Source organism: Pseudomonas monachiensis (assembly GCF_047345015.1).
In the GTDB taxonomy this organism is placed as follows: domain Bacteria; phylum Pseudomonadota; class Gammaproteobacteria; order Pseudomonadales; family Pseudomonadaceae; genus Aquipseudomonas; species Aquipseudomonas monachiensis.
Map to the genome: position 1 here is coordinate 1946142 of NZ_CP178857.1, position 22569 is coordinate 1968710.

20 protein-coding genes are annotated in these 22569 nt (G+C 58.1%); 14 read left to right on the plus strand and 6 right to left on the minus strand.

Annotation, left to right across the window (positions count from 1 at the left end; translation table 11 throughout):
• Nucleotides 1–20 precede the first annotated feature (20 nt).
• Both ACMDB8_RS08755 and ACMDB8_RS08760 read right to left on the minus strand, forming a co-directional pair.
• Entirely contained in the window at nt 21–284 is a 264-nt protein-coding gene (locus ACMDB8_RS08755) for a DUF4404 family protein (protein ID WP_008053327.1), read from the minus strand.
• A 112-nt stretch (nt 285–396) separates the two neighbouring features.
• Entirely contained in the window at nt 397–1017 is a 621-nt protein-coding gene (locus ACMDB8_RS08760; protein ID WP_056722029.1) for a hypothetical protein, read from the minus strand.
• Nucleotides 1018–1218: 201 nt separating this feature from the next.
• Between ACMDB8_RS08760 and ACMDB8_RS08765 the strand changes: the two genes are divergently transcribed.
• From ACMDB8_RS08765 to rssC, 3 genes are all read left to right on the plus strand, one after another.
• Nucleotides 1219–1908, plus strand: coding sequence for an MlaA family lipoprotein (locus ACMDB8_RS08765; protein WP_056722030.1), 690 nt, complete (start codon nt 1219–1221; stop codon nt 1906–1908).
• Nucleotides 1909–2296: 388 nt separating this feature from the next.
• Entirely contained in the window at nt 2297–3478 is a 1182-nt protein-coding gene (gene rssB / locus ACMDB8_RS08770; protein ID WP_056722032.1) for a two-component system response regulator RssB, read from the plus strand.
• Nucleotides 3478–3960, plus strand: a complete 483-nt coding sequence (gene rssC / locus ACMDB8_RS08775) for an anti-sigma factor antagonist RssC (protein WP_046038063.1) — start codon at nt 3478–3480, stop codon at nt 3958–3960. The genes rssB and rssC overlap by 1 nt, the downstream gene beginning before the upstream one ends.
• Nucleotides 3961–4222: 262 nt before the next feature.
• On the opposite strand, the gene tal is transcribed toward rssC, so the two are convergent.
• Together tal and ACMDB8_RS08785 are read right to left on the minus strand one after the other, a co-directional pair.
• Nucleotides 4223–5149 (minus strand): transaldolase, encoded by a 927-nt coding sequence (gene tal, locus ACMDB8_RS08780; protein ID WP_056722034.1) that lies wholly within the window; start codon nt 5147–5149, stop codon nt 4223–4225.
• A 200-nt stretch (nt 5150–5349) separates the two neighbouring features.
• On the minus strand, nt 5350–6315 hold the full coding sequence (locus tag ACMDB8_RS08785; protein ID WP_056722035.1) for a hypothetical protein: 966 nt from the start codon (nt 6313–6315) through the stop codon (nt 5350–5352).
• Nucleotides 6316–6605: 290 nt separating this feature from the next.
• Here ACMDB8_RS08785 and ACMDB8_RS08790 point away from each other — a divergent pair, with 290 nt between their 5' ends.
• From ACMDB8_RS08790 to ACMDB8_RS08825, 8 genes are read left to right on the plus strand one after another with little or no spacing between them, the layout of a single operon-like run.
• Entirely contained in the window at nt 6606–7046 is a 441-nt protein-coding gene (locus ACMDB8_RS08790; RefSeq protein ID WP_056722037.1) for a low molecular weight protein-tyrosine-phosphatase, read from the plus strand.
• 39 nt (nt 7047–7085) lie between these two features.
• Complete coding sequence (locus ACMDB8_RS08795) at nt 7086–9314, plus strand: polysaccharide biosynthesis tyrosine autokinase (RefSeq protein ID WP_409078434.1); 2229 nt, start codon at nt 7086–7088, stop codon at nt 9312–9314.
• Nucleotides 9315–9354: 40 nt separating this feature from the next.
• Nucleotides 9355–10437, plus strand: coding sequence for a glycosyltransferase (locus ACMDB8_RS08800; RefSeq protein WP_223542352.1), 1083 nt, complete (start codon nt 9355–9357; stop codon nt 10435–10437).
• 15 nt (nt 10438–10452) lie between these two features.
• Nucleotides 10453–11565, plus strand: a complete 1113-nt coding sequence (locus ACMDB8_RS08805) for a polysaccharide pyruvyl transferase family protein (protein WP_008053317.1) — start codon at nt 10453–10455, stop codon at nt 11563–11565.
• Nucleotides 11562–12791, plus strand: coding sequence for a polysaccharide biosynthesis C-terminal domain-containing protein (locus ACMDB8_RS08810; protein ID WP_056722042.1), 1230 nt, complete (start codon nt 11562–11564; stop codon nt 12789–12791). Before ACMDB8_RS08805 ends, ACMDB8_RS08810 begins: the two co-directional genes overlap by 4 nt.
• Nucleotides 12782–13885 carry a hypothetical protein gene (locus ACMDB8_RS08815; protein ID WP_056722044.1) on the plus strand — a complete coding sequence of 368 codons (1104 nt, stop codon included), beginning with the start codon at nt 12782–12784 and terminating at the stop codon, nt 13883–13885. The genes ACMDB8_RS08810 and ACMDB8_RS08815 overlap by 10 nt, the downstream gene beginning before the upstream one ends.
• Before the next feature lie 12 nt (nt 13886–13897).
• On the plus strand, nt 13898–14935 hold the full coding sequence (locus ACMDB8_RS08820) for an acyltransferase family protein (protein ID WP_223542354.1): 1038 nt from the start codon (nt 13898–13900) through the stop codon (nt 14933–14935).
• A 27-nt stretch (nt 14936–14962) separates the two neighbouring features.
• Nucleotides 14963–16108, plus strand: coding sequence for an SGNH/GDSL hydrolase family protein (locus ACMDB8_RS08825; protein ID WP_409078433.1), 1146 nt, complete (start codon nt 14963–14965; stop codon nt 16106–16108).
• Nucleotides 16109–18183: 2075 nt separating this feature from the next.
• Here ACMDB8_RS08825 and ACMDB8_RS08830 read toward each other — a convergent pair.
• Nucleotides 18184–18600, minus strand: coding sequence for a hypothetical protein (locus tag ACMDB8_RS08830; RefSeq protein ID WP_056722050.1), 417 nt, complete (start codon nt 18598–18600; stop codon nt 18184–18186).
• 47 nt (nt 18601–18647) lie between these two features.
• Nucleotides 18648–19481 (minus strand): UTP--glucose-1-phosphate uridylyltransferase GalU, encoded by an 834-nt coding sequence (gene galU, locus ACMDB8_RS08835; protein ID WP_008053311.1) that lies wholly within the window; start codon nt 19479–19481, stop codon nt 18648–18650.
• Between the two features lie 390 nt (nt 19482–19871).
• On the opposite strand from galU, the gene galE reads away from it, so the two are divergent.
• The 3 genes from galE (at nt 19872) to ACMDB8_RS08850 (ending at nt 22563) form a co-directional block, all read left to right on the plus strand.
• Complete coding sequence (galE, locus tag ACMDB8_RS08840; protein ID WP_056722052.1) at nt 19872–20888, plus strand: UDP-glucose 4-epimerase GalE; 1017 nt, start codon at nt 19872–19874, stop codon at nt 20886–20888.
• Between the two features lie 232 nt (nt 20889–21120).
• Nucleotides 21121–21357: a hypothetical protein gene (locus tag ACMDB8_RS08845; RefSeq protein WP_046038091.1), complete on the plus strand. Its 237-nt coding sequence runs from the start codon at nt 21121–21123 to the stop codon at nt 21355–21357.
• 144 nt (nt 21358–21501) lie between these two features.
• Nucleotides 21502–22563 (plus strand): polysaccharide biosynthesis/export family protein, encoded by a 1062-nt coding sequence (locus ACMDB8_RS08850; RefSeq protein ID WP_056722054.1) that lies wholly within the window; start codon nt 21502–21504, stop codon nt 22561–22563.
• Nucleotides 22564–22569: the final 6 nt, after the last annotated feature.

Here is a 22569-nt window from a genome sequence, read left to right on the forward strand (position 1 = left end):
GCTTTTTTTATCAGCAGGGTTCAGATCCCCATGTTGGCCAAGGCCTGCCCGATGTTGCGCAAGGTGCCAGCAAGGGTAGGGTGTTCGAGTTCGAAGCGTTCCACGGCCAGGTTGACGCCATCGGCGAGGCTGGAATCCTGGGTTTTGGTTTCGAGCTCAAGCTTCAACTCGATCTGTTGCATCAGTTCGTGTAGCTCGGCGCGTTCGGCTTCAGACAATGGAGGATTCTGTTCCAATTGCTCGCGCAGGGCATTGAGCTGTTCTTGCAGTTCGCGGGCAGGCATGGCGTTCTTCCTTCTTTAATCGATAGGCACTGGCATAGACCATGGCAGCAGGCCAAAGGTCGATGGCTGACCTTTAGATTAATCCACTCGCGCCCAACGTGCATGATCTCGATCAGGGCTTTTCGCCCTTGAGCCGACGCAAGCTGATATCCGCCAGGCAGGTGTCGAGTTCACCGAGATGATCGATCACCGAATGAACGCCCAGGCCGAACAGTTGCATCGTCGCCTTGGCGCGTTTGATGTCGCGTTCCTGCGGGGATAAGGCTTGCCATTGCTCGGGCGCCAGGCCGCACAGCGAGCCGCAGGAGGCCAGGCCGATGGTCCACAACCCGGCATTGAGCCCCGCTTGCAGCAAGCGGGGTTCGCCGCTCACCAGTACGCAGCCGTCGAGTCGCTCGACGTTCAGGGTCATCAAGGCTTGCCAGCAGGCATTCGGGGCGGGCCATGGGTTGTTTGTTGCTGGATGTTGCGAAGGTTTGATCCATTCCGGCAGCGCAGCGGCCAGGGATTGGCTGAGGGCAGGGGGCAGTTCATCGAGCCAGGCGCAGGGGATCTGCTGGCGCTGCAAGCTGCGCAGGCTATCCAGTGCGCCGGGAGTGGCCTCGGCGTGTTCGGCCGAGTGGCTGCCGTGCCTATGCGTGTGCGCGCCGAAATCCACCAGGCAGCCACTGAGGCCGAACAGTACGGCGGTCAGGCTGGGTGCGGTTTGGGGCAAGGCTTCGGCGAGCGGCATGTGGACGTCCCTGAAATAGCCTGAAGGCTAGTGGGCGACGGTGACAGTTCAATGACAAGGATGTGAATCGCTCACACTTGGCACGATTGTGTTTGTGTGGATCTCGTGCAAAGTGCGTTAAACGGCGTTTACGTCTTATACTTGGCAACTTATTGCCTGGGCCAAGTGCCCGAGCCGGTACAAACCAAGGAGTTTTTTTCTATGCGCTGGAGCAATCATCTAGCCAGGATTTGTGTATGCGCCAGTGTGATGCTGGTTCCGTTCGTTGCCCAGGCAGCCACGGAGGATGATCCTTGGGAAAGCGTCAACCGCCCGATTTACAAATTCAACGACGTGATCGACACCTACGCGCTCAAGCCCCTGGCCCAGGGCTACCAGTACGTGGCGCCGCAGTTTGTCGAAGACGGCGTTCACAACTTCTTCCAGAACATCGGTGATGTGCGTAACCTGGCCAACGATATCCTGCAGGCCAAGCCTCGCGCCGCAGGCGTTGATACCGCACGAATCATTTTCAACACCACTTTCGGTTTGCTGGGCGTCATTGATGTCGGCACCAAGATGGGTTTGCAGCGCAATGACGAAGACTTCGGTCAGACGCTGGGTTACTGGGGTGTCGGCAGCGGTCCTTACTTGATGCTGCCGCTGCTGGGGCCAAGCACCCTGCGTGATGCGCCGTCCAAGTACGTCGACAGCTATACCGGTGCTTATCGTTACGTAAACGACGTTCCGGTGCGTAACTCGTTCTACGCGCTGGACATCGTCGATACCCGTGCCAACCTGCTGTCGAGCGAGAAGCTGATCACCGGCGACAAGTACACCTTCATCCGTAATGCGTACTTGCAGAACCGTGAATTCAAGGTCAAGGACGGTCAGGTCGAAGACGATTTCTAATCTCGACCGATAAACTGAAAAAGGCGGCCATCAGGCCGCCTTTTTTGTCTGCGAAGACCGGCATGGGGATGTCATCGCGCTTTTTGCTGTAGTCACGAGGGGTTTGACTCATGGGTTCGAACCTTCCATTGGGTTACGGATTTGCCTGTTCTTATAACTCTCGGTGATTTGACAAATAAAGACGTCAAGCGACCATCGGCGTGAGCTTGAAACGCCCCGCGGATGGGAGTACCGTCTGCGCCTTAGAAGGGCACCTCTGGTGAACATGTGTGTAGGGCAAATGCCCGAAAGCGGTGCGACAGAGAGGCTAGAAAGCGAATCCAGTAGTCAGTGCCGGGCCAAAGTCCCCGCCTGCTACGCCAACCTAATTCTGGCGCCGTTTGCCCACATGCCAAAAACCAGTGCCACGCTGCTGATAATCGATGATGACGAAGTAGTGCGCGCGAGCCTCGCCGCCTATTTGGAAGACAGTGGTTTCAGCGTCTTGCAGGCCAGCAATGGTCAGCAGGGTCTTCAGGTATTCGAGCAAGACAAGCCCGACTTGGTCATCTGCGATCTGCGCATGCCGCAGATGGGCGGACTCGAACTCATTCGCCAGGTGACCGAACGGTCACCGCAAACCCCGGTGATCGTGGTGTCGGGTGCCGGCGTGATGAACGACGCGGTCGAAGCCCTGCGCCTGGGCGCGGCGGACTACCTGATCAAGCCTCTCGAAGATCTGGCTGTGCTCGAGCACTCTGTGCGCCGGGCCCTGGATCGTGCGCGCCTGCTGCTGGAGAACCAGCGCTACCGCGAGAAGCTGGAGAAGGCCAACCGCGAACTCGAAGCCAGCCTGAACCTGCTCCAGGAGGACCAGAACGCCGGTCGCCAGGTGCAGATGAACATGCTGCCGGTCAGCCCCTGGACCATTGACGAGTTCAAGTTTGCTCACCAGATCATCCCGTCGCTGTACCTGTCGGGTGATTTCGTCGATTACTTCCGGGTCGACGAGCGCCGGGTCGCCTTTTACCTGGCGGACGTTTCCGGTCATGGCGCCTCTTCAGCCTTCGTCACCGTGCTGTTGAAGTTCATGACCACGCGCTTGCTGTTCGAGTCCAAGCGCAGCGGCACCTTGCCGGAATTCAAGCCTTCAGAGGTTCTTGGTCATATCAACCGGGGCCTGATCAGTTGTAAGCTGGGTAAACACGTCACAATGGTCGGTGGAGTCATCGACGAGGAGACCGGTTTGTTGACCTATAGCATCGGCGGTCATCTGCCGTTGCCAGTGTTGTACACGCCAGACAGTGTTCGTTATCTGGAAGGGCGTGGCCTGCCGGTGGGCCTCTTCAACGAAGCCACCTACGAAGACCACGTGCTGGAACTGCCACCGACGTTCAGCCTCACGCTGATGTCTGATGGCATTCTGGACCTTTTGCCAGAACCCACACTCAAAGAAAAAGAGGCGGCGTTGCCCCAACGGGTCAAGGCTGCGGGCGGCACCCTGGATGGGTTGCGGCAGGTTTTTGGATTGGCCACGCTAGGGGAGATGCCGGATGATATCGCCCTGTTGGTGTTGAGCAGGAATCTTTGATGAGTACCGGTAGAATCCAGTTCGCCGAGCAGGATGGCACCTTCGTCCTGAAGTTCGTCGGTGAAGTTCGCCTGACCCTGTGTTCGGCGTTGGATGCGACTATTGAGCGGATCTTCAGCGCGTTGAATTTCAACACGATCGTGATCGATCTGACCGAAACCCGCAGCATCGACAGCACCACCCTTGGCCTGCTGGCCAAGCTGTCGATCCTGTCGCGGCAGAAGGTCGGCCTGCTGCCGACCGTCGTCACCACCCACGAAGACATCACGCGTCTGTTGCAGTCCATGGGCTTCGAGCAGGTGTTCAACATCGTTGACAAGCCAGTGCCGTGCCCGGAATGCCTGGACGACCTGCCAGACCAGGATCAGTCCGAAGAAGTGGTGCGGATCAAGGTGCTTGAAGCGCACAAGATCCTCATGGGGCTGAACGACACCAATCGTGAAGCTTTTCATGACCTGGTGAATGCGCTGGAGCGTCACTGATTTCCTGAAGTGATGTGGGTCAGCCTGGCCCACAAAACTCCAATTCCAACTTCAATCTCCTGTGGGAGCGGGCTTGCCCACGAAAGCGTCAGTCCGTTCACCGCGATGTTGAATGCGAGGCCGCCTTCGCGAGCAAGCCCGCTCCCACATTGGTTTTGCACTGAACGCACGAATCGATTTCAACCCATAATCCCTGTGAGTGCGCTCACAAAAAAGGGCGAACCTGTGAGGGTTCGCCCTTTTTGCATTACACCCGCTCAGATCACAGCTTGGCTTGCAACAACGCCTCGAGCTTCTCCTGGTCCCGCGCAAACTGACGAATGCCTTCAGCCAGTTTCTCGGTCGCCATCGCATCTTCGTTGGACAACCAGCGGAACTGCGATTCGTTGAGGCTCAGGCGCGCTTCACCGGCATGGCCTGGCACCAGTTTGCGCTCCAGCTTGCCGGTATCCGCGGCCAGCTTGTCGATCAGGTCCGGGCTGATGGTCAGGCGGTCGCAGCCGGCCAGTTGCTCGATCTGCCCCAGGTTGCGGAAGCTCGCCCCCATGACCACGGTCTTGTAGTCATTGGCCTTGTAGTAGTTGTAGATGCGCGTCACCGACTGCACGCCCGGATCATCCGCGCCGGTGTAGTCGTTGCCGTTGGCTTTCTTGTACCAGTCGTAGATACGGCCCACGAACGGCGAAATCAGGAACACCCCGGCGTCGGCGCAGGCGGCGGCCTGGGCGAAGGAGAACAGCAGGGTCAGGTTGGTCTGGATGCCTTCCTTCTCCAGGATCTCGGCAGCGCGGATGCCTTCCCAGGTGGAGGCGATCTTGATCAGCACGCGGTCGCGGCCAATGCCGGCCTTGTCGTACAGCTCGATCAGGCGATGCGCCCGCTTGAGCATGGCATCGGTGTCGAACGACAGGCGCGCATCCACTTCGGTGGAAATGCGGCCCGGGATCACTTTCAGGATTTCTTGCCCCACGGCCACGCCAAAACGGTCGCTGGCCAGTCCCACATCGCCCTTGCAGTCATGGACGCAGGCGTTCAGCAGCTCGGCATACGCAGGAATGGCCGCGGCCTTGAGCAGCAGGGAAGGGTTGGTGGTGGCGTCCACGGGTTTAACGCGAGCGATAGCTTCGAAGTCGCCGGTATCGGCAACGACGGTAGTCATTTGTTTGAGTTGTTCCAGCTTGGAAGTCATGGGCGTGCTCTGTCCTATGGGTCTGATGACATTACCCGAGCGCTGACAGCCACTCAAGGGCGTGTACGTGTATCGACGGCCCCTGCGGCAACAACCGGAATACAGTTGTTTGAAAGGCGGGCCCGGTATTGATCAATACGATGCCGAAACGCGGCACAGGTTCCAGGCAACTGACCGTCAGCACCCCGTGGACGTACCTCCTACTGCGGATTCAGCTGGGTAGAGGCTGCCATTTTTGCTGGTTTCGCTTGACCGTCGGAGGTCAGGAAACCGAAATTTCGCTCTCGGTCATTGCTGCCCGTTTCACTGTTTTTCCACTCGTAAATCGATGTCAGCGGGATGTCGAGCTTCTTGACGTCGGCGATGAAGGTGCTGATTTTGCTGGCCTGCGCTTCGATCCCGCCGTTGGAACTGAGCGAAGGAACGCCCCATTCACTGATGACCCCCGGTAGATGGAAGTTTTGCTGAATAAACGCCTGGGTCTTGCTGATCTGTGCGCCCGACATGCCGTAGGGGTGATAAGAGATCGCACTCAGGCACTGGGGGTATTCACTGACGATTTTTTTCAGCGCCAATGCTGACGTCGTGCCGGCACTCGGTGCCCGGGCGAAGCCAAAACCGATCAGCGGCGTCGATTGTGGTTGTTCCTGCAGCGACTTGCACAGGGCGCTCATGAACGGAACAAAGGTCGTGTCGAGATTTCGGGTTGGCCAGTACTTCGCCAGGTCCGGTTCGTTCCATATTTCAATCGCGACGAGCTGTGCGCCGTATGACTGCTCCAGCCCTTTCACCGAACTGGCGAACGATTCGCCGGCAGCGACGAGTTCGCTGGTGTTGTCGGGCGCGGAGGTCAGCGCCTTGGTCGAGCGTACGGTCATCAGTACCGGCAGGTCGGCGGACTTGGCCGCGGCGAAGGCATCGCTGATCTGCTTTTGATACGCAGCGCCGCCCAGGCTGTTGGTCCACACGCCAAAGCGCACGAATCCGAAGCCAGCGGCCTTGATTTGCTCGGCGTCGGTGGGGGAGAAGGTCTGGATCTTCACCTGGACACCGATGGTTTTGTTGGCGGCAAGCAGGGGGAACAAGTCGCTGGCGTCAACCTGGCTGGCTGCACCCAGCATTAACAGGGTTGAAGCGGTGAGCCGTTTGAGACGTGCTGATTTCATGCCTGCACTCCTGGCGGGTAATGACATTTTCCAATGATTGATTCGTTACTTTCATTTGGATGCTCGCGAGGGTGCCAAGTGCGCGAATGTTATTTTTTGTCAGGTAGTTAGTTCCGGAAAATCACAGTTATTTTTGGTCCGGTAATTCTGGTTGGGTGGCTTTTGGGGGCTGTGGTACTTAATGCACTTGTATTAACAGGGCGAATCTATTTCTCAGTGCCGCAAGGTCTTTTGGGTTCACTAAGCCCACTCGAAATGTTGGCATATTGATATTACACGGGAAAGTAACCTTGTTCAGAAAGATCCTTGTCGTCTGCGTGGGCAATATCTGCCGAAGTCCGACAGCAGAAACTTTGCTGCGTAACGCGCTGGCCCCTTCAGCGATCTCGGTCACCTCGGCGGGCCTTGCCGCACGGGTTGGCGAGGCCATGGAACCGTCGGCCCTCCAGGTTCTGGAAGACCACGGGCACAACGCCCAAGGGTTTAAGGCGCGGCAAATTACACCGGACATCGTCAATGAATCAGACCTGATTCTGGTCATGGAAAAAGAGCATGTAAAACAAGTACTGAAGATTGCCTCTCATGCCAGGGGCAAAGTGTTTCTGCTCGGCAAGTGGCAGAGCGAGCGAGAAATACAGGATCCGTATCGTCAAGGAAAGGCCGCTTTTATTCATGCCCATGCATTGATTGAAGATGCTGTTAGCTCATGGGCGCAGCGCCTCGGACATTGATGAATATTCTTCAGATCAGTGAATGGTAAGAACAGACTTATGCAGTTACCGTCAGTAATCGGCACCCGTGACAACGATCAAGACAGCATTGATCTTCTCGGCATATTTGGCAGTTTGGTCGACCAGAAATGGTTGATCGGCGCGCTCACCGGTGCCTTCATGGCGACCGGCGTTGCCTATGCGGTTTTGGCGACTCCCGTGTACCTGGCGAACGCGCTGGTGCAGGTCGAGCCGAAGAAGAACGACATGCTCGGGTTCTCCGATCTCAACAGCATGCTCGGCGGGCAATCGCCGTCGGTGACCGAAATCGGCATCATCAAGTCCCGCGCGGTGATCGGCAAAACGGTCGATGATCTTCGCCTTGATATCGACGTCACCCCCAACACCTTCCCGGTCATTGGCGGCTTCCTCGCCCGACGTTATCGCGGCGAGACCGAGTTCAGTGTCGCGGCGCCGCGCTTGGGCCTGAACAGCTACGCCTGGGGCGGTGAGCGTCTGGAGATCAACCGGCTCAATCTGCCGAAAGAACTGCTGGGCAAGAAGCTCACGCTGGTCGCTGGCGAGCAGCATCGATTCCAGTTGTTCGATGAAAACGACAACTTGCTGGCCGAAGGCGTCGCAGGCGAAGCGTTCAAACAGGACGATGTAGAGGGGTTGATCGCTCAACTCTCGGCAAACCCTGGCACCCGTTTCGAAGTAGTGCGCAATCCACGGATCGTGACCATCCAGAGTTACCAGGATGCGCTGGATATTTCCGAGCAAGGCAAGGAGTCGGGGATCATCCGTTTGGCCCTGGCCAGCAGCGACGCGGCCGAGGCGGTGAAAATCCTCAATAAAATCGCTTCGTTGTATGTGCAGCAGAACGTGCAACGCACGTCGGCGGAAGCGGCGCAGAGCCTGGAGTTCCTGCAAGGCCAACTGCCGCAGGTCAAACGCGACCTGGCCAAGGCCAGCGATGCACTCAATGGTTATCAAACCCGTGGCAAGACGGTCAACATTTCCCTCGAAACCCAATCGGTGCTGGAACAGGTCGTCAGTCTGGACACCCGTATCTCCGAACTGAAAATGCAACAGGCGGAGATGGATCGCAAGTTCACCAAACAGCATCCGGCGTACCGCGCGTTGATGACCCAGATCGGCGAATTGACCCAGCAGCAGAAGGCGCTGGAGGGCAAGGCCCAGGACCTGCCTGCCACGCAACAGGAACTGCTGAACCTGACCCGCGACGTGGAAGTGGCGTCGCAGATCTACACGCAACTGCTGAATAAATCCCAGGAGCTGGACATCGTCCGGGCGGGGGCCGTGGGCAACGTGCGATTGGTCGACCCCGCAGATGTCGACCTGACCAGCCCGGTCAAACCGAAAAAAGCCTTGATCGTGCTGATTGCAACCTTCCTCGGTGCGTTTTTCGGGGTAGCGCTGGTGTTGCTGCGCAAATCCCTGAGTCGTGGGCTGGAAGGGCCGGAAGCCATCGAGCAACTCGGTTTGCCGGTGTACGCATCGATTCCCTACAGCGCCTTGCAACAGGAAGAGGACAGCAAAAAAGGTCGCGCCCGGGACGGCGCGGACAAGCCGGCGTACCTGTTGGCCCTGCGTAACCCGACGGACCTGTCCATCGAGTCGATCCGCAGTCTGCGCACCTGTCTGCACTTTGCCGGGCTGGATTCGACCAACAACCGGATCATGATTTCCGGCCCGAGCCCGCAGGTCGGCAAAACCTTCGTTTCTTCCAACCTCGCGGCAGTCATGGCGCAGAGCGGACAGCGGGTGGTGCTGATCGATGCCGACATGCGCAAAGGCCATCTGCACAAGACGCTGAACACACCGATCACCAATGGCTTGTCGGACCTGTTGGTCAAGCGCTGCAGCATCGAGCAGGCGATCAATAAAGTCGAAGTCGACAACCTGCATTTCATCAGTCGCGGGCAGGTCCCGCCCAATCCTTCAGAACTGCTGATGCACGTCAATTTTCGTGAGCTGCTGGCGCAACTCAGTGAGCTGTATGACGTGGTGATCATCGACACGCCACCGCTGCTGGCGGTGACGGATGCGGCGATTGTCGGTCGTGACGCGGGGATCAGCCTGATTGTCACGCGCTTCGGGGTGAACCCGGCCAAAGAGATCGAACTGACGATTCGTCGATTCGCCCAGAACGGCATCGAGTTGAAGGGCGCGGTGTTCAACGGCGTCGAGAAGCGTGCGGCCAGTTACTACGGTAACGGTAGCTACGGCTATTACAACTACGAATACGCGTCCGACAAATCCTGAGTGTCAGCGATTGTCCTTTCATGTTTGAAGTGGGTGAGTTGTGAAAAAAATACTGCACGTGGCAGAGACGATCAAAGGTGGCGTCGCGACGGTGATCCGCACGATTTCGGCTTCGCCCGAAGGCGACGCGGCAAGCTATGAGCTGGTCTATCTGGTCCCGCAGGATCAGGAAAAGGAACTGCACGGGATTGCCGGGCAACAGATCCGCACCTTCGCCCGGACCGGACGCAATGTGCCGTCGTTGCTGCGCTTCGCCTGGCGACTGACCCAGGTGATGTTCAAGGAAAAACCCGATGTCGTGCATTTGCATAGCACCTTCTCCGGCGTCATCGGGCGTTGTGTGTGCGTGCTGTTGCGACCTTGGCGCAAGCCGAAGATCGTCTATTGCCCCCATGCCTTTTCGTTCCTGATGGAAAGCTCGCCGACCAAGCAGAAAGCCTACGCGTGGATCGAGCGGGTATTGCAGAAGGTCACCGACGTGATCATCTGCGTCAGCCAGTACGAGCTCGACAAGGCCGCGCGGTTCGGCATTGAGCGCAAGCGCATGAAGCTGATCTACAACGGCATTCATCACAAGGATGAAGCGCCGAAAGCCAGCAATCCCGAGCCGATTCATCTGCTCTTTGTCGGCCGCCTCGATTATCAGAAAGGCTTCGACGTGTTGCTCAAGGCTTTCGCCAAAGTCCAGCGCAGTGATCTGAAACTGACGGTGGTTGGCAGCGCCGTGAACGAGGATTCGGTCGAGTGTCCGCCGATGGAAGGGGTTGAATACCTGCCGTGGGTGACACCGAGTGAAGTCCAGGCGCTGTACCGCAAAGCCGATGCGCTGATCGTCCCGAGCCGCTGGGAAGGCTTTGCCATGGTGCCGCTCGAAGGCATGGCCATGGGCTTGCCGGTGATTGCCAGCAACTGTACGTCACTGCCCGAACTGGTCACCAACGAGGTGTCCGGCTACGTCTTTCCCAGCGGCGACCACCAGGCGCTGGCCGATGTACTGAAGAAAATCCAGAAGCCGCGGTTGCTCGACCTTGGCAGCGAAGGGCGCAGCATCGTCCGCGAGCGCTTCAGCGCCGCGTTGATGATCCGCCAGACCTATGACCTGTATCGCGCCCCCACTTTTTAAGTAGAACTCAAGCTTATGAACGTAACGATTTTGCATGGCTACAGTGCGTCCAACTCCGGTGACGGTCTGCTCGTGGATCTGGCCATTGCCCTGGTGCAGCGAAACTTTGGTGACGACACTTCGATCAGTGTCGTGGCCTCCGATCCAGAGTCCTTCAGCTACTTGCCGCACCCGCGTTTTGACGCGCCGGTGATGGCGGCCAAGGGGTTGGGGCGGGTCAAGCAGGCGGTGTTCCTCAACCAGTCCTACGCCGGTCTCGCTGACCTGTTGAAGAAAACCGATTTGATCGTCGGCGTCGGTGGCGGCTACATGCGTTCCAAAAGTGCCTTTGAGCACATCAAGTTGAAACTGGGCCACGCCAAGCAACTGGAAACGGCGATCCTCAGCAAAGTGCCGTCGGTGTACCTGCCGCAAAGCATCGGGCCGTTCCACGGCGAGAGCAGCAAGATCGTCGAGCACTACGCCAGCGCCGATGCGGTGTTCGTGCGTGACAACAGGTCGTCGGCGATTTTCGATGCCTGTGAAAATGTCTACCGCGCGCCGGATCTGGCGGTCCAGTCATTGGCCAGCAAGATCCTCATGCAGCCCAAGTTCACCCGTTGCGCGTCATCGCCGGCAACGGTGTGCGTGGTGCTGCGCAAGCCGCCGGAGTGGAGCAAGGAAAAGAAGGTCGCCTACGTGGCCAACTTGAAGTTGCTGCTGCAACGCTTGAAGAACAAAAGCAAAGTGGTTTGCGCGGTCCAGAGCGCCGTTCGCGGCAACGATGACGGTGCGTTCTATCGCGAGTTGGGCATTACCGAAGACCTGCTGCCGTTGAAGGCCACGCTGGCCAAATATCAGCCGGACCTGGTGATTTCCGTGCGCCTGCACGGCGCCATCGAGTCGCTGCTGTCCGGCGTCCCGGCGTACCACATCAGCTATGAGCGCAAAGGTTTCGGCGCCTATCAGGACATGGGCGTGGAAGACTGGGTGATCAACGGCGGCGATATCAATGTCGACACCATCATCGACACGGTCTACGCGCCGAACGCACTGTCCGGTTTCGGCAAGCGCCTGACCGACACCTGCCGCGAGATCGAGGCAAAAACCGTGGCCATGGACGACATCATCAAAGGTATCGTTCGATGATATTTCGGCTACTGCTTCGCGGCGGGGCATTGGGCGCGAAGTTTTTGCTGGTGCTGGCGATCACCCATTTCCTCGGTTATGAGGCGCTGGGCTTTTACGGCGTGGTGGTCGCCGCCTCGTTGATTGCGTCGAAGTTCTACAGTGTCGGCTTCAGTTCGGAAATCAATCGGCTGATCAGCGTCGGTGGCAGTTCGCGACGGGTCGTCGACAAGGTCCTGCTGCTGTACCTGGCCGTGGGGCTGTTGTTGTCGGTGGTGACGGTGTTGGTGTATTCGCTGTTCCAGGCAGTCGAGGCAACGACCGCGCTGATCCTCTGCGTGACCCTGGTTCTGCTCACTGAACACCTGTCGTTCGAAATCAACTCCTTCGTGTTTTCCGCGCAGAAAGCCACGGCCGGTGCGCTGCTGTTTTTCATCAAGACCGGCCTCTGGGCGCTGTTGGCGGTGGGCGGGATGATGCTCGGCTGGGTGTCCGGGATCGCCAGTGTGCTGTGGCTGTGGGTTGTGGCCAACGTGCTGGTGATCGTCGCCGGTTACTTGATTGTGGTGAACGTGCACAAGGGCCGGGTGAGCGGGACGCTGGCCACGGCAACCGTGTGGAAGGCCGGGTTGCCGTTCTATCTCGGCACAGGCTTGATCGCGTTGAGTCAGTACGCCGAGCGCTTTCTGATTATCGACATCGAACCCTACGCCAGCCTCGGTAAATACGTGTACGCCTGGTCGGCGGCCAATACCTTGCAGGCGCTGTCCTATGCGGTGGTGGCGGTGGTCGGCATTCCGGTGCTCGCCAAGCGCTTTCAGGCTGATCAACAGCCGTTCACTGTCCGGCAATTGTTCGTCAACAAATGGGTCATGCGCTCGCTGGTGGTATCCGCCGCGGTGGCGGTGCTGATTTATCTGTTCTTCAACGTTGTGCTTGATTACGTCGCCACGAGTGTTCCTCGTCCGGACAACGCAATCCTCGGCGTGTTGATTTTTTCCTTCGCCCTGCGTGCGATTGGCGACATCGTCTGGGGTGGTTTGATTGCCTCGAAGAACAGTCGCGTGTCGCTGGCCAGCGCGGCGATTTGCCTGTTGGTTTCGGTGCCGGTCAGCTACCTGCTGATCAAGCACTATTCGATTTATGGCGCTGCCTGGGGCAACGTCTTTGCGATCATCGTGCAACTCGGCGTGATTGCCGTGTTGACCCGTGTGACTCGGCCGAAAGGGGCTCTGGCATGGGGTTGAAGCTGCCGTGCATCGAGTTTCGCGGCAAGAAACTCGATTCCTCTATTTCGTTCCTGATCCTGTTCACCGGGTTGTTTCTGTCGGTGGCCATGCCGCTGCTGATTCCTCGCGATCCTGGCCCGGATGCCATGACCTTGTGGTCGTCCTACGCGCGGGCCGACAACTGCAATTTCTGGAACCCGTTCTCGCCGGATCGCTCTTCCTATGAGTGTTCGGCGTTTCTGCTGCGGCCCACGGGGATCAATCTGACCAATGCCTGGGCCTATGGCATGTTCTGCAATTTTTTCCTCACGGCGATCCCGGTGGTGGTCTTCCGGCGCATGCCGCTGGCGATCTTCGGCACGCTGTGTCTGTGGGGCATCGTTCGTTCGTTCTTCCTTGAGAACCTGACCAAGGAAATCATTGTGTCGGTGGCGGTGTTGAGCATTTTGCTCAGCTCCTTGACGCGCAAATATCGCGGCGGATTTTTCTTCTCGGCAGTGATCTACGGCGTGTTGATCCGCCCCTACTGGATTCTGTTTTCACTGTCCTGGGTCGGCGTCTGCGTGATGAAGAAGTATGTCTCGCGCTTCACTTTCTTCCTGATGCTGTTCCTGTTCTACCTGGCGGTCGCCATGGCGATCCAGGTGGCGCTCGGGTTTCCGGTGTCGTCGATTCGCGCCAGTAACAACGAACTGCGCACCGCGGGTGAGGAGGGGTCCAAGTCGTTGATCGTCTCGTGGCTCAGCGGCAGCGACTTTGTCTCGCAGGCACTGGACTCGATGATCATCTTCTTCCGGCTGTCGTTCCCGGTGGAGCTGATTCTGCTGTCCGGGCCGGGCCAGGTGATCTTCGTGGCGTTGATGATCATGACCGCGTTGCTGCTGTTCAAAGTCATCACCTCGACCGATTACAAAGGTGCGCCGATCCAGACCAAACCCAAGGAACTGATCGCGATTCCGCTGGCATTTTTGCTGGTTCAAGGCCTGTTCGAACCGGACTTCGGCTCCTTCGCCCGGCACTTCTCGATGGTGGTGCCGGTGTTGTTCGTCGGCCTGGGATTGATGTTGCGGGCGAACAAGCCGGTGCAAGTTGAATCAAGAATTCTGAATTGAGGCAGGTGCTTTATGTCGAGCAAGAAAAAGTCCCTGGAGATCGAAACCCTGCGTGGCCTGGCGTGCCTGCTGCTGGTGCTCTATCACGTCATCGGCCCGTTGGGTGGCGGCTTGAAGATAGACCTGGGCTCGCCGTTCCGGGTGATCGCCGACTCGATGGTGTATGTGCGCATGCCGCTGTTCACCTTCATTTCCGGCTATATCTACTCCATCTACAAAATCCGCGGCAATGACTTTTCCGCGTTCTTCAGCGGCAAGGTGCGACGCTTGATCGTGCCGCTGTTCTGCGTGGGTGTGCCGTTCTCGGTGTTGCAGGCGGTGGGGCCGGGTGTGAACAAGGACGTCGGTGTGATCGACGCGTTGTTGTCGTTCTGGGTGCCCGTCAACCACTTCTGGTTCCTGCAGGCGGTGTTCATCATTTTCATGTTCGTCGGCCTGCTGGAGTGGCGTGGTTTGCTGCGTTCGGCAACGCGCTTGTATCTGCTGTTTGCCTTTGCGGCGGTGTTGTTTGTGCTGCCGCCGTTCAAGCTCGATGCGTTTGGCATTAATGGCGCGATCTACCTGCTACCGTTTTTCGTGGCGGGGATGATTGGCCAGGAAAACGTCGATGCGTTGAAGCAACGGTTCAAGGTGATCGGGCCGTTGGTGTTTGTGTTGATCTCGCTGACACTGCTGTACGTGGCGGCGGTGGATCGCGAGTTGATCGTCGACCGCCGCAGCCTGATCGGTTTGACCGTGGGTTGTGTGTCCTGCATTGCGTTGCTGTCCAGTGACATGCGCTCGAAGTGGCTGACCTGGCTCGGCGGGTATTCCTACGCGATCTTCCTGTTCCATGTGTTGTTTGCCGCCACTTCGCGGTTTGTCCTGGGGCGTTTGGGCGTGAAGGACGAAAGCCTTCTGGTGCTTGGTGGCCTGGCGTGTGGCTTGTTGGGGCCGGTGGTTCTATCGATGGTTTTCAGTCGATTCAACGTCACCTCCGTGCTGTTCCTGGGTGAGCGCGCGGCGGCTAAAAAAACGCCGGCAAACGCCACCCCGGTGCCCCAGACTTGAGGTTTGTCCGAGTGAAGGAAGCGATGCATGTTGGCAGTTGATGAGGTCCAGCCTGTTGTGGCGTCAGTGGTCGAAGTCGGCGACGCTCGCGAACGGTTTGGCCAGTGGCGCGAAGGCAAGGGCGGGAAAGTCCTGTCCATCTCGGTGATCGGCGACAGCTACAGCGCCGGGCAGGATTTCTATCTGAACAAACTGGTGCAGCGGCTGGCCGGGGAGGCGGGTTTCGCCGGCCCCGGCTATGTCGGTTTCAACCACGGCGCGGCACTTGGCGGCACGCACTTCAAATACAGCCGCAGCAGCGAAAAATACTTCGGCGGTGACTGGCAGGTGTCCGCCCTTGGCCAGGCCAGCCCCGACAGTCGTACCCTTGCCGGAGGGCCTGGCGCCTGGCTGGAGATCGATGCCAGCCCGACACCGGCCATCAACACGGCTGTCACCCAAGCGAAATTGCTTTACCTCGGCAATGGCGAACCCAATGAGGTTCGCTACCGCTGGGCACCGTCGCAATCCTGGCAGCCCTTGACGCTCGCAGGCTCAGGGGTACAGGAAGTGCCACTGCCAGGCATGTCGGCAGCGAAAGACTGGTCGTTCCGGCTGGAAGTGGTGAAAGGCGCGCCAACGCTCTTCGGCCTGTGGATGAGCAACGACCAGGGCGGCGTGCGGGTATCCAAACTGGCGGCGTCCGGCGCGGCGTCCGCTGACTTCTACCACGGCGATGGCCGTTGGCAGGCGCAGTGGAAGACGGTGGTGTCGAAGATTCCCGCCGACCTCTACCTGATTATGCTGGGTGGTAACGACCAGGGTTTTGGCGTGAAGCCCGAGCAGTACCTGAAGAACGTTCAGGGTTTGGTGGGGATGGTCCGCGAGATTCAACCGGCGGCGAGCATCAACCTGATCCTGCGTCAGGACACGACGCGTTCCAGTGCCTACCCGATGTCGGCCTATGCGCAAGTCCTGGAACCCTGGGCGCGCAAGGAACATCTTGGTTACGCCAATCTGCAGTGCGCATTCGGCACTGACTTCAAGCGCTATGCCGCCACCATGATCGGCCCGGACAAGATTCATCCGGTTCCGGCCACGGGCGGGCGAGTGATTGCTGATTATTTCTATCGTCTGATCGTCGGTGACAATACCGGGAGATCAGCACAGGACACCTGCGACGCGGCACTGTAGGAGCGAGCTTGCTCGCGATGGTGGTGTGTCAGGCGATGTGGATGCTGGATGTGCCGGCCTCATCGCGAGCAAGCTCGCTCCCACAGGTTTAATGGCTATACGCAAAATCTGCGAACTACCCAAATCACTGTGGGAGCGAGCTTGCTCGCGATGGTGGTGTGTCAGGCGAAGTAGATGCTGGATGTGCCGGCCTCATCGCGAGCAAGCTCGCTCCCACAGGTTCAATGGCTATACGCAAAATCTGCGAACTACCCGAATCATCGTGGGAGCGAGCTTGCTCGCGATGGCGTTGTGTCAGGCGATGTGGATGCTGGATGTGCCGGCCTCATCGCGAGCAAGCTCGCTCCCACAGGTTCAATGGCTATACGCAAAATCTGCGAACTACCCGAATCATCGTGGGAGCGAGCTTGCTCGCGATGGCGTTGTGTCAGGCGATGTGGATGCTGGATGTGCCGGCCTCATCGCGAGCAAGCTCGCTCCCACAGGTTTAATGGCTATACGCAAAATCTGCGAACTACCCAAATCATCGTGGGAGCGAGCTTGCTCGCGATGGCGTTGTGTCAGGCGATGTGGATGCTGGATGTGCCGGCCTCTTCGCGAGCAGGCTCGCTCCCACAGGTTTAATGGCTATACGCAAAATCTGCGAACTACCCGAATCATTGTGGGAGCGAGCTTGCTCGCGATGGTGGTGTGTCAGGCGATGTGGATGCTGGATGTGCCGGCCTCATCGCGAGCAAGCTCGCTCCCACAGGTTCAATGGCTATACGCAAAATCTGCGAACTACCCAAATCACTGTGGGAGCGAGCTTGCTCGCGATGGTGGTGTGTCAGGCGAAGTAGATGCTGGATGTGCCGGCCTCATCGCGAGCAAGCTCGCTCCCACAGGTTCAATGGCTATACGCAAAATCTGCGAACTACCCGAATCATCGTGGGAGCGAGCTTGCTCGCGATGGCGTTGTGTCAGGCGATGTGGATGCTGGATGTGCCGGCCTCATCGCGAGCAAGCTCGCTCCCACAGGTTCAATGGCTATACGCAAAATCTGCGAACTACCCGAATCATCGTGGGAGCGAGCTTGCTCGCGATGGCGTTGTGTCAGGCGATGTGGATGCTGGATGTGCCGGCCTCATCGCGAGCAAGCTCGCTCCCACAGGTTTAATGGCTATACGCAAAATCTGCGAACTACCCAAATCACTGTGGGAGCGAGCTTGCTCGCGATGGTGGTGTGTCAGGCGAAGTAGATGCTGGATGTGCCGGCCTCATCGCGAGCAAGCTCGCTCCCACAGGTTCAATGGCTATACGCAAAATCTGCGAACTACCCGAATCATCGTGGGAGCGAGCTTGCTCGCGATGGTGGTGTGTCAGGCGATGTGGATGCTGGATGTGCCGGCCTCATCGCGAGCAAGCTCGCTCCCACAGGTTTAATGGCTATACGCAAAATCTGCGAACTACCCAAATCACTGTAGGAACGAGCTTGCTCGCGATGGTGGTGTGTCAGGCGAAGTAGATGCTGGATGTGCCGGCCTCATCGCGAGCAAGCTCGCTCCCACAGGTTCAATGGCTATACGCAAAATCTGCGAACTACCCAAATCACTGTGGGAGCGAGCTTGCTCGCGATGGTGGTGTGTCAGGCGATGTGGATGCTGGATGTGCCGGCCTCATCGCGAGCAAGCTCGCTCCCACAGGTTTAATGACTATGCGCAAAATCTGCGAACTACCCGAATCATTGTGGGAGCGAGCTTGCTCGCGATGGTGGTGTGTCAGGCGATGTGGATGCTGGATGTGCCGGCCTCATCGCGAGCAAGCTCGCTCCCACAGGTTTAATGGCTATACGCAAAATCTGCGAACTACCCGAATCATCGTGGGAGCGAGCTTGCTCGCGATGGTGGGGTGTCAGGCGAAGTAGATGCTGGATGTGCCGGCCTCATCGCGAGCAAGCTCGCTCCCACAGGTTCAATGGCTATACGCAAAATCTGCGAACTACCCGAATCATCGTGGGAGCGAGCTTGCTCGCGATGGCGGTGTGTCAGGCGATGTGGATGCTGGATGTGCTGGCCTCTTCGCGAGCAAGCTCGCTCTTACAGGACAGCCGATTCGAAGTGCTCCAGATGACTGAGCAGCTCTGCGGTTTTTAGCGGCATCAGCTGCGTAGCGCACCGGGTCTCCACGTTGATGATGATGGCTGGGTCGTTGCAGCAAATGCGCACCCGGAATCGCCAGTCGCTGAAAATCACTTTCAGCCCATCGCGGTCATCGATTTCCAGCGCCTGCCCGCGGTAAAGCCTTTTCAGGTGAGCGAGCAGGGGATAGGGGTCGCGCATTGGCCGGCGGATGTCTCCGGAAGAGGGAAACATACCGATCCGTTCCACCAGCAGAGTGGGGCCGAGCCAGGACTGGTTGGCGCTCGGCAACCGCTGATGTCGCGATAACGAGGACATCACTCCGAGGTTGCCCACCTCCATTTCAATGTATGCCGAGAGCTTTTTAATGTTCATGGTTGGCCTGCCTGAATGAAGAGTGGGCGTCGGGTGCTGGAGCCGTCTTAGCGGCCCTTGAGGTACAGGTTTTCGTAGCAGAAGTTGGTCGCCTGCAGGTAACCCTCGGCGTCGCCGCAATCGAAGCGCAAACCCTTGAACTTGTAGGCCAGCACGCAGCCGTTCTGCGCCTGTTTCATCAGCGCGTCGGTGATCTGGATCTCGCCGCCTTTACCCGGTTCGGTGTCGGCGATCAGGTCGAAGATATCCGGCGTCAGAATGTAACGGCCGATGATCGCCAGGTTCGACGGGGCGTCCTGCGGGGCCGGTTTTTCCACCATGTTGTTGACCCGGTAGATCCCGTCGGAGATCGGCTCGCCGGCTATCACGCCGTACTTGTGGGTCTGGTCGCGGGGGACTTCCTGGATGGCCACGATCGAGCAGCGGAATTTCTTGTAGAGCTCGATCATTTGCGTGAGGACGCCATCACCTTCCAGGTTCAGGCACAGGTCATCGGCCAGTACCACGGCGAAGGGTTCGTCGCCGATCAACGGACGGCCGCTGAGAATCGCGTGGCCCAGGCCCTTCATTTCCACCTGGCGGGTGTAGGAGAAGGTACAGGTGTCGATGAGCTCGCGGGTTCCGGCCAGGAACTTCTCTTTCTCGGTGCCGCGAATCTGGTGCTCCAACTCGTAGCTGATGTCGAAGTGGTCTTCCAGCGCGCGCTTGCCCCGCCCGGTGACGATCGCCATGTGTTGCAGGCCGGCGTCCCGTGCCTCTTCGACGGCGTACTCGATCAACGGCTTGTTGACGATCGGCAGCATTTCCTTGGGCATGGCCTTGGTCGCGGGCAAGAAACGAGTGCCATAGCCGGCAGCGGGGAACAAACATTTACGAATCATAAAAGTATCCTGGACAGTCATGGAACACAGCCAACGGGTGCGCGCAACAACGAGTGATTGCAAGTTTCAATGTTTATTGAAGGCTTACTTTAATACCTGAGTCTGGCCACTAGTGGCAAATAGCAATGTGCGGATAACACGACAATGTTATGAGATGTCGGGTTGATAGTTGTTGGTTATTTTTAGTCGGTATCTGTTGATAGTGGTGCGTGCGTCGGAATGCTAATAAGTATTCCGCAATACAGTTTGGCCTGAAAAAATATTTATTGCCAGTCGTTGAACTAATTTTGTTTTGGGTTGTTGTCGCTCTTATTTGTGTGGTTCAGCACACAGCTTTAACAAGAGGGGCTTGACACGCAACTTCGCACTTTTCCCACTATGGACCGCGCTATGAAAATTCTGGTAACGGGTGGAGCTGGATATATCGGTTCGCACACCACGCTCGCACTGCTTGAGGCAGGCTATGAAGTTGTTGTGCTGGATAATCTTTGCAACAGCAGCGACGCGGCATTGCACGCGGTGGAAGCCATTTGCGGCAAGAGTGCGCTGATGATTCAGGGTGATGTGTGCGATCGGGCCTTGCTGGACCGGATTTTCCAGCAGCATGCCATCGATGCCGTCCTGCACTTTGCCGGTCTCAAGGCCGTGGGCGAGAGCGTGCGCAAGCCCCTTGAGTATTACGAGACCAACGTCAGCGGCAGCATCACGCTGTGTCAGGCGATGGCGGCTGCCGGGGTGTTTCGCCTGGTGTTCAGTTCGTCAGCCACGGTATACGGCGAGCCGGAGCAGATGCCGATCCGCGAGGATTTCCCCACGGGCATCCCGACCAATCCCTACGGTCAATCCAAGTTGATCGTCGAGAATGTGCTGCGCGACCTGGCCTTGGCCGAGCCGCGCTGGAGCATCGCGCTGTTGCGTTACTTCAACCCGATCGGGGCGCATGACAGCGGCCATCTGGGCGAAGACCCGAGTGGCATTCCGAATAACCTGGTGCCCTACATCAGCCAGGTGGCGGTTGGCAGCCTGCGGGAGTTATCGATCTTCGGCAACGATTACCCCACGGTCGACGGTACCGGGGTGCGGGACTACATCCACGTCGTGGACCTGGCGGACGGCCATCTAAAGGCCTTGCAGTCCATCGCCGGGCGTACCGGCATTCATACCTGGAACCTCGGCACGGGCGATGGCTACAGCGTGTTGCAAGTACTGCGGGCGTTCGAGCAGGCGTGCGGTCAGCCGGTGCCCTATCGAATGATGCCGCGTCGCTCGGGTGATATCGCCGAGAGCTGGGCCGACCCTTCCAAGGCGGAGAAAGAGCTGGGCTGGAAGGCCACGCGCAACTTGCAGGACATGGTCACGGATACCTGGCGCTGGCAATCGAATCACCCCAAAGGCTATCTGGGATGATGGCGTTTTAGCCAAATGTTATTTCCGGTCAGGTTGTTAGATATCGTCGGGAAAATACACTGGTCATGCCTTTTGCAAGTCCGTAGATATAAACCTGCCGTTCGACTTTTATCAGTTGGGTAAGACTGTGAAAGAACAACGGATCATGTCCGCATTTTTCGCGGACTTGAACTCTACCACCTCTAACGCACTACCCGATTTCGATCGGGTTGAATGTTAGAAAGGAGTTGATATGAAGAAAGTGATGGCAATTGCCCTGTTGACGATGTTGAGCAACTGGGCGTCCGCGGTAGAAGCGCCGCTTACAACTGCGACCAATGTATTGGGTAACGTGGCGGCGACTCAAGCCACTGCAGCCAGTACAGCAATGGTCGCCAGTGCTGTAGCAGCGTCCAACAGTGGTGGAAGTGCAAACGGCGGTACGACGGGTACGACAGGTACCACGGGTACAACCGGCACGCACAACTAACTGAAACATCTGTTGGTGCAGTACAAGGTCGCCCGATGCAAATCGGGTGACTTTGTTTTTAGATTCGCCCTTGAATAGCGTAGTGCCATTATGACTCGTAGTTTTTCTCTTTTAATGTTGGCAAGCATCGCTTTACAAGGTTGCATGTTTTCCCCCGGCCAATACCTGAGCACCAGTGATATCACGCGCCAGGGCGCCAGCGAGAGCAGCCGGGTCGAGCTCATTCCGATCACGCCCAAGCTCATCGCCATGAACAGGGCCACGCAAAAGCGTGAGTCCGTGCCGACCGAACTGTTGGCGGCCCCGGCCGAGTACCGCATCGGCAGTAACGATGTCCTGTACATCACGGTCTGGGATCATCCGGAGCTGACCGCACCCTCCGGCGCGCAACAGCAGATCGATGCCAACGGTCGCCTGGTGCGTGCCGATGGCACGCTCTACTACCCGTTTATCAAAGAAGTCCAGGCGGCCGGCAAAACCGTCCAGCAACTGCGATCGGACATCGAAGCCAGGCTGTCGGCCTTCATCGCCGAACCGCAAGTGGATGTCGCCGTGTTGCGCTTTTCCAGTCAGAAAGTCGTGGTGACGGGCGCCGTTTCGAAAGCCGGTCCACAAGCGATTTCCACCAATCCGCTCAGTGTGGTCGAGGCCCTCGGTTCTGCCGGTATCGATACGACGAGTGCCGACTTGTCCGGCCTGTTGCTGACGCGAAACGGGCGGGTCTACACGCTCAATCTCGACACGCTCAACCAGCCGGACTCCGAGTTGCAGAACGTTTACCTCAAGGGTGGCGATCAGTTGTATCTGCCGTACAACGACAAAAAGCGCATCTACGTCATGGGCGAGGTCAACCAGCCCCGCGCACTGAGCTTCAAGACCGCCACCATGAACCTGTCCGATGTGCTGGGCTCGGTCGGCGGATTGAGTCAGACCACCTCCAACGGTAACGCCGTGTACGTGATCAGAGGTGTTGAAAACCTCGATGTGGAGCCGGCGAAGGTCTACCAGTTGCAAGCCCAATCACCGACCGCCATGGCGCTGGCCACGCACTTTGAAGTACGTCCCCAGGACGTTGTCTACGTAGGTCCTGCCAACGTGACTCGCTGGAATCGCTTCGTCAGCCAATTGGTGCCGTCGGCAGCGATTGTCGGTACGGGCGCATCCGCGGCGAAGAACATGAGTGAAGTCAGCAGCAACAGCAATTAAGGCCGG

Bases quoted from the DNA above. Each gene is read 5' to 3' on its own strand.
- ACMDB8_RS08795 (WP_409078434.1), top strand. From the start codon at position 7,086: ATGCAGTTACCGTCAGTAATCGGCACCCGTGACAACGATCAAGACAGC.
- ACMDB8_RS08760 (WP_056722029.1), bottom strand. From the start codon at position 1,017: ATGCCGCTCGCCGAAGCCTTGCCCCAAACCGCACCCAGCCTGACCGCC.
- rssC (WP_046038063.1), top strand. From the start codon at position 3,478: ATGAGTACCGGTAGAATCCAGTTCGCCGAGCAGGATGGCACCTTCGTC.
- ACMDB8_RS08820 (WP_223542354.1), top strand. From the start codon at position 13,898: ATGTCGAGCAAGAAAAAGTCCCTGGAGATCGAAACCCTGCGTGGCCTG.
- ACMDB8_RS08765 (WP_056722030.1), top strand. From the start codon at position 1,219: ATGCGCTGGAGCAATCATCTAGCCAGGATTTGTGTATGCGCCAGTGTG.
- ACMDB8_RS08810 (WP_056722042.1), top strand. From the start codon at position 11,562: ATGATATTTCGGCTACTGCTTCGCGGCGGGGCATTGGGCGCGAAGTTT.
- galE (WP_056722052.1), top strand. From the start codon at position 19,872: ATGAAAATTCTGGTAACGGGTGGAGCTGGATATATCGGTTCGCACACC.
- ACMDB8_RS08785 (WP_056722035.1), bottom strand. From the start codon at position 6,315: ATGAAATCAGCACGTCTCAAACGGCTCACCGCTTCAACCCTGTTAATG.
- galU (WP_008053311.1), bottom strand. From the start codon at position 19,481: ATGATTCGTAAATGTTTGTTCCCCGCTGCCGGCTATGGCACTCGTTTC.
- tal (WP_056722034.1), bottom strand. From the start codon at position 5,149: ATGACTTCCAAGCTGGAACAACTCAAACAAATGACTACCGTCGTTGCC.
- ACMDB8_RS08815 (WP_056722044.1), top strand. From the start codon at position 12,782: ATGGGGTTGAAGCTGCCGTGCATCGAGTTTCGCGGCAAGAAACTCGAT.
- rssB (WP_056722032.1), top strand. From the start codon at position 2,297: ATGCCAAAAACCAGTGCCACGCTGCTGATAATCGATGATGACGAAGTA.
- ACMDB8_RS08830 (WP_056722050.1), bottom strand. From the start codon at position 18,600: ATGAACATTAAAAAGCTCTCGGCATACATTGAAATGGAGGTGGGCAAC.
- ACMDB8_RS08850 (WP_056722054.1), top strand. From the start codon at position 21,502: ATGTTTTCCCCCGGCCAATACCTGAGCACCAGTGATATCACGCGCCAG.
- ACMDB8_RS08805 (WP_008053317.1), top strand. From the start codon at position 10,453: ATGAACGTAACGATTTTGCATGGCTACAGTGCGTCCAACTCCGGTGAC.
- ACMDB8_RS08845 (WP_046038091.1), top strand. From the start codon at position 21,121: ATGAAGAAAGTGATGGCAATTGCCCTGTTGACGATGTTGAGCAACTGG.
- ACMDB8_RS08825 (WP_409078433.1), top strand. From the start codon at position 14,963: ATGTTGGCAGTTGATGAGGTCCAGCCTGTTGTGGCGTCAGTGGTCGAA.
- ACMDB8_RS08755 (WP_008053327.1), bottom strand. From the start codon at position 284: ATGCCTGCCCGCGAACTGCAAGAACAGCTCAATGCCCTGCGCGAGCAA.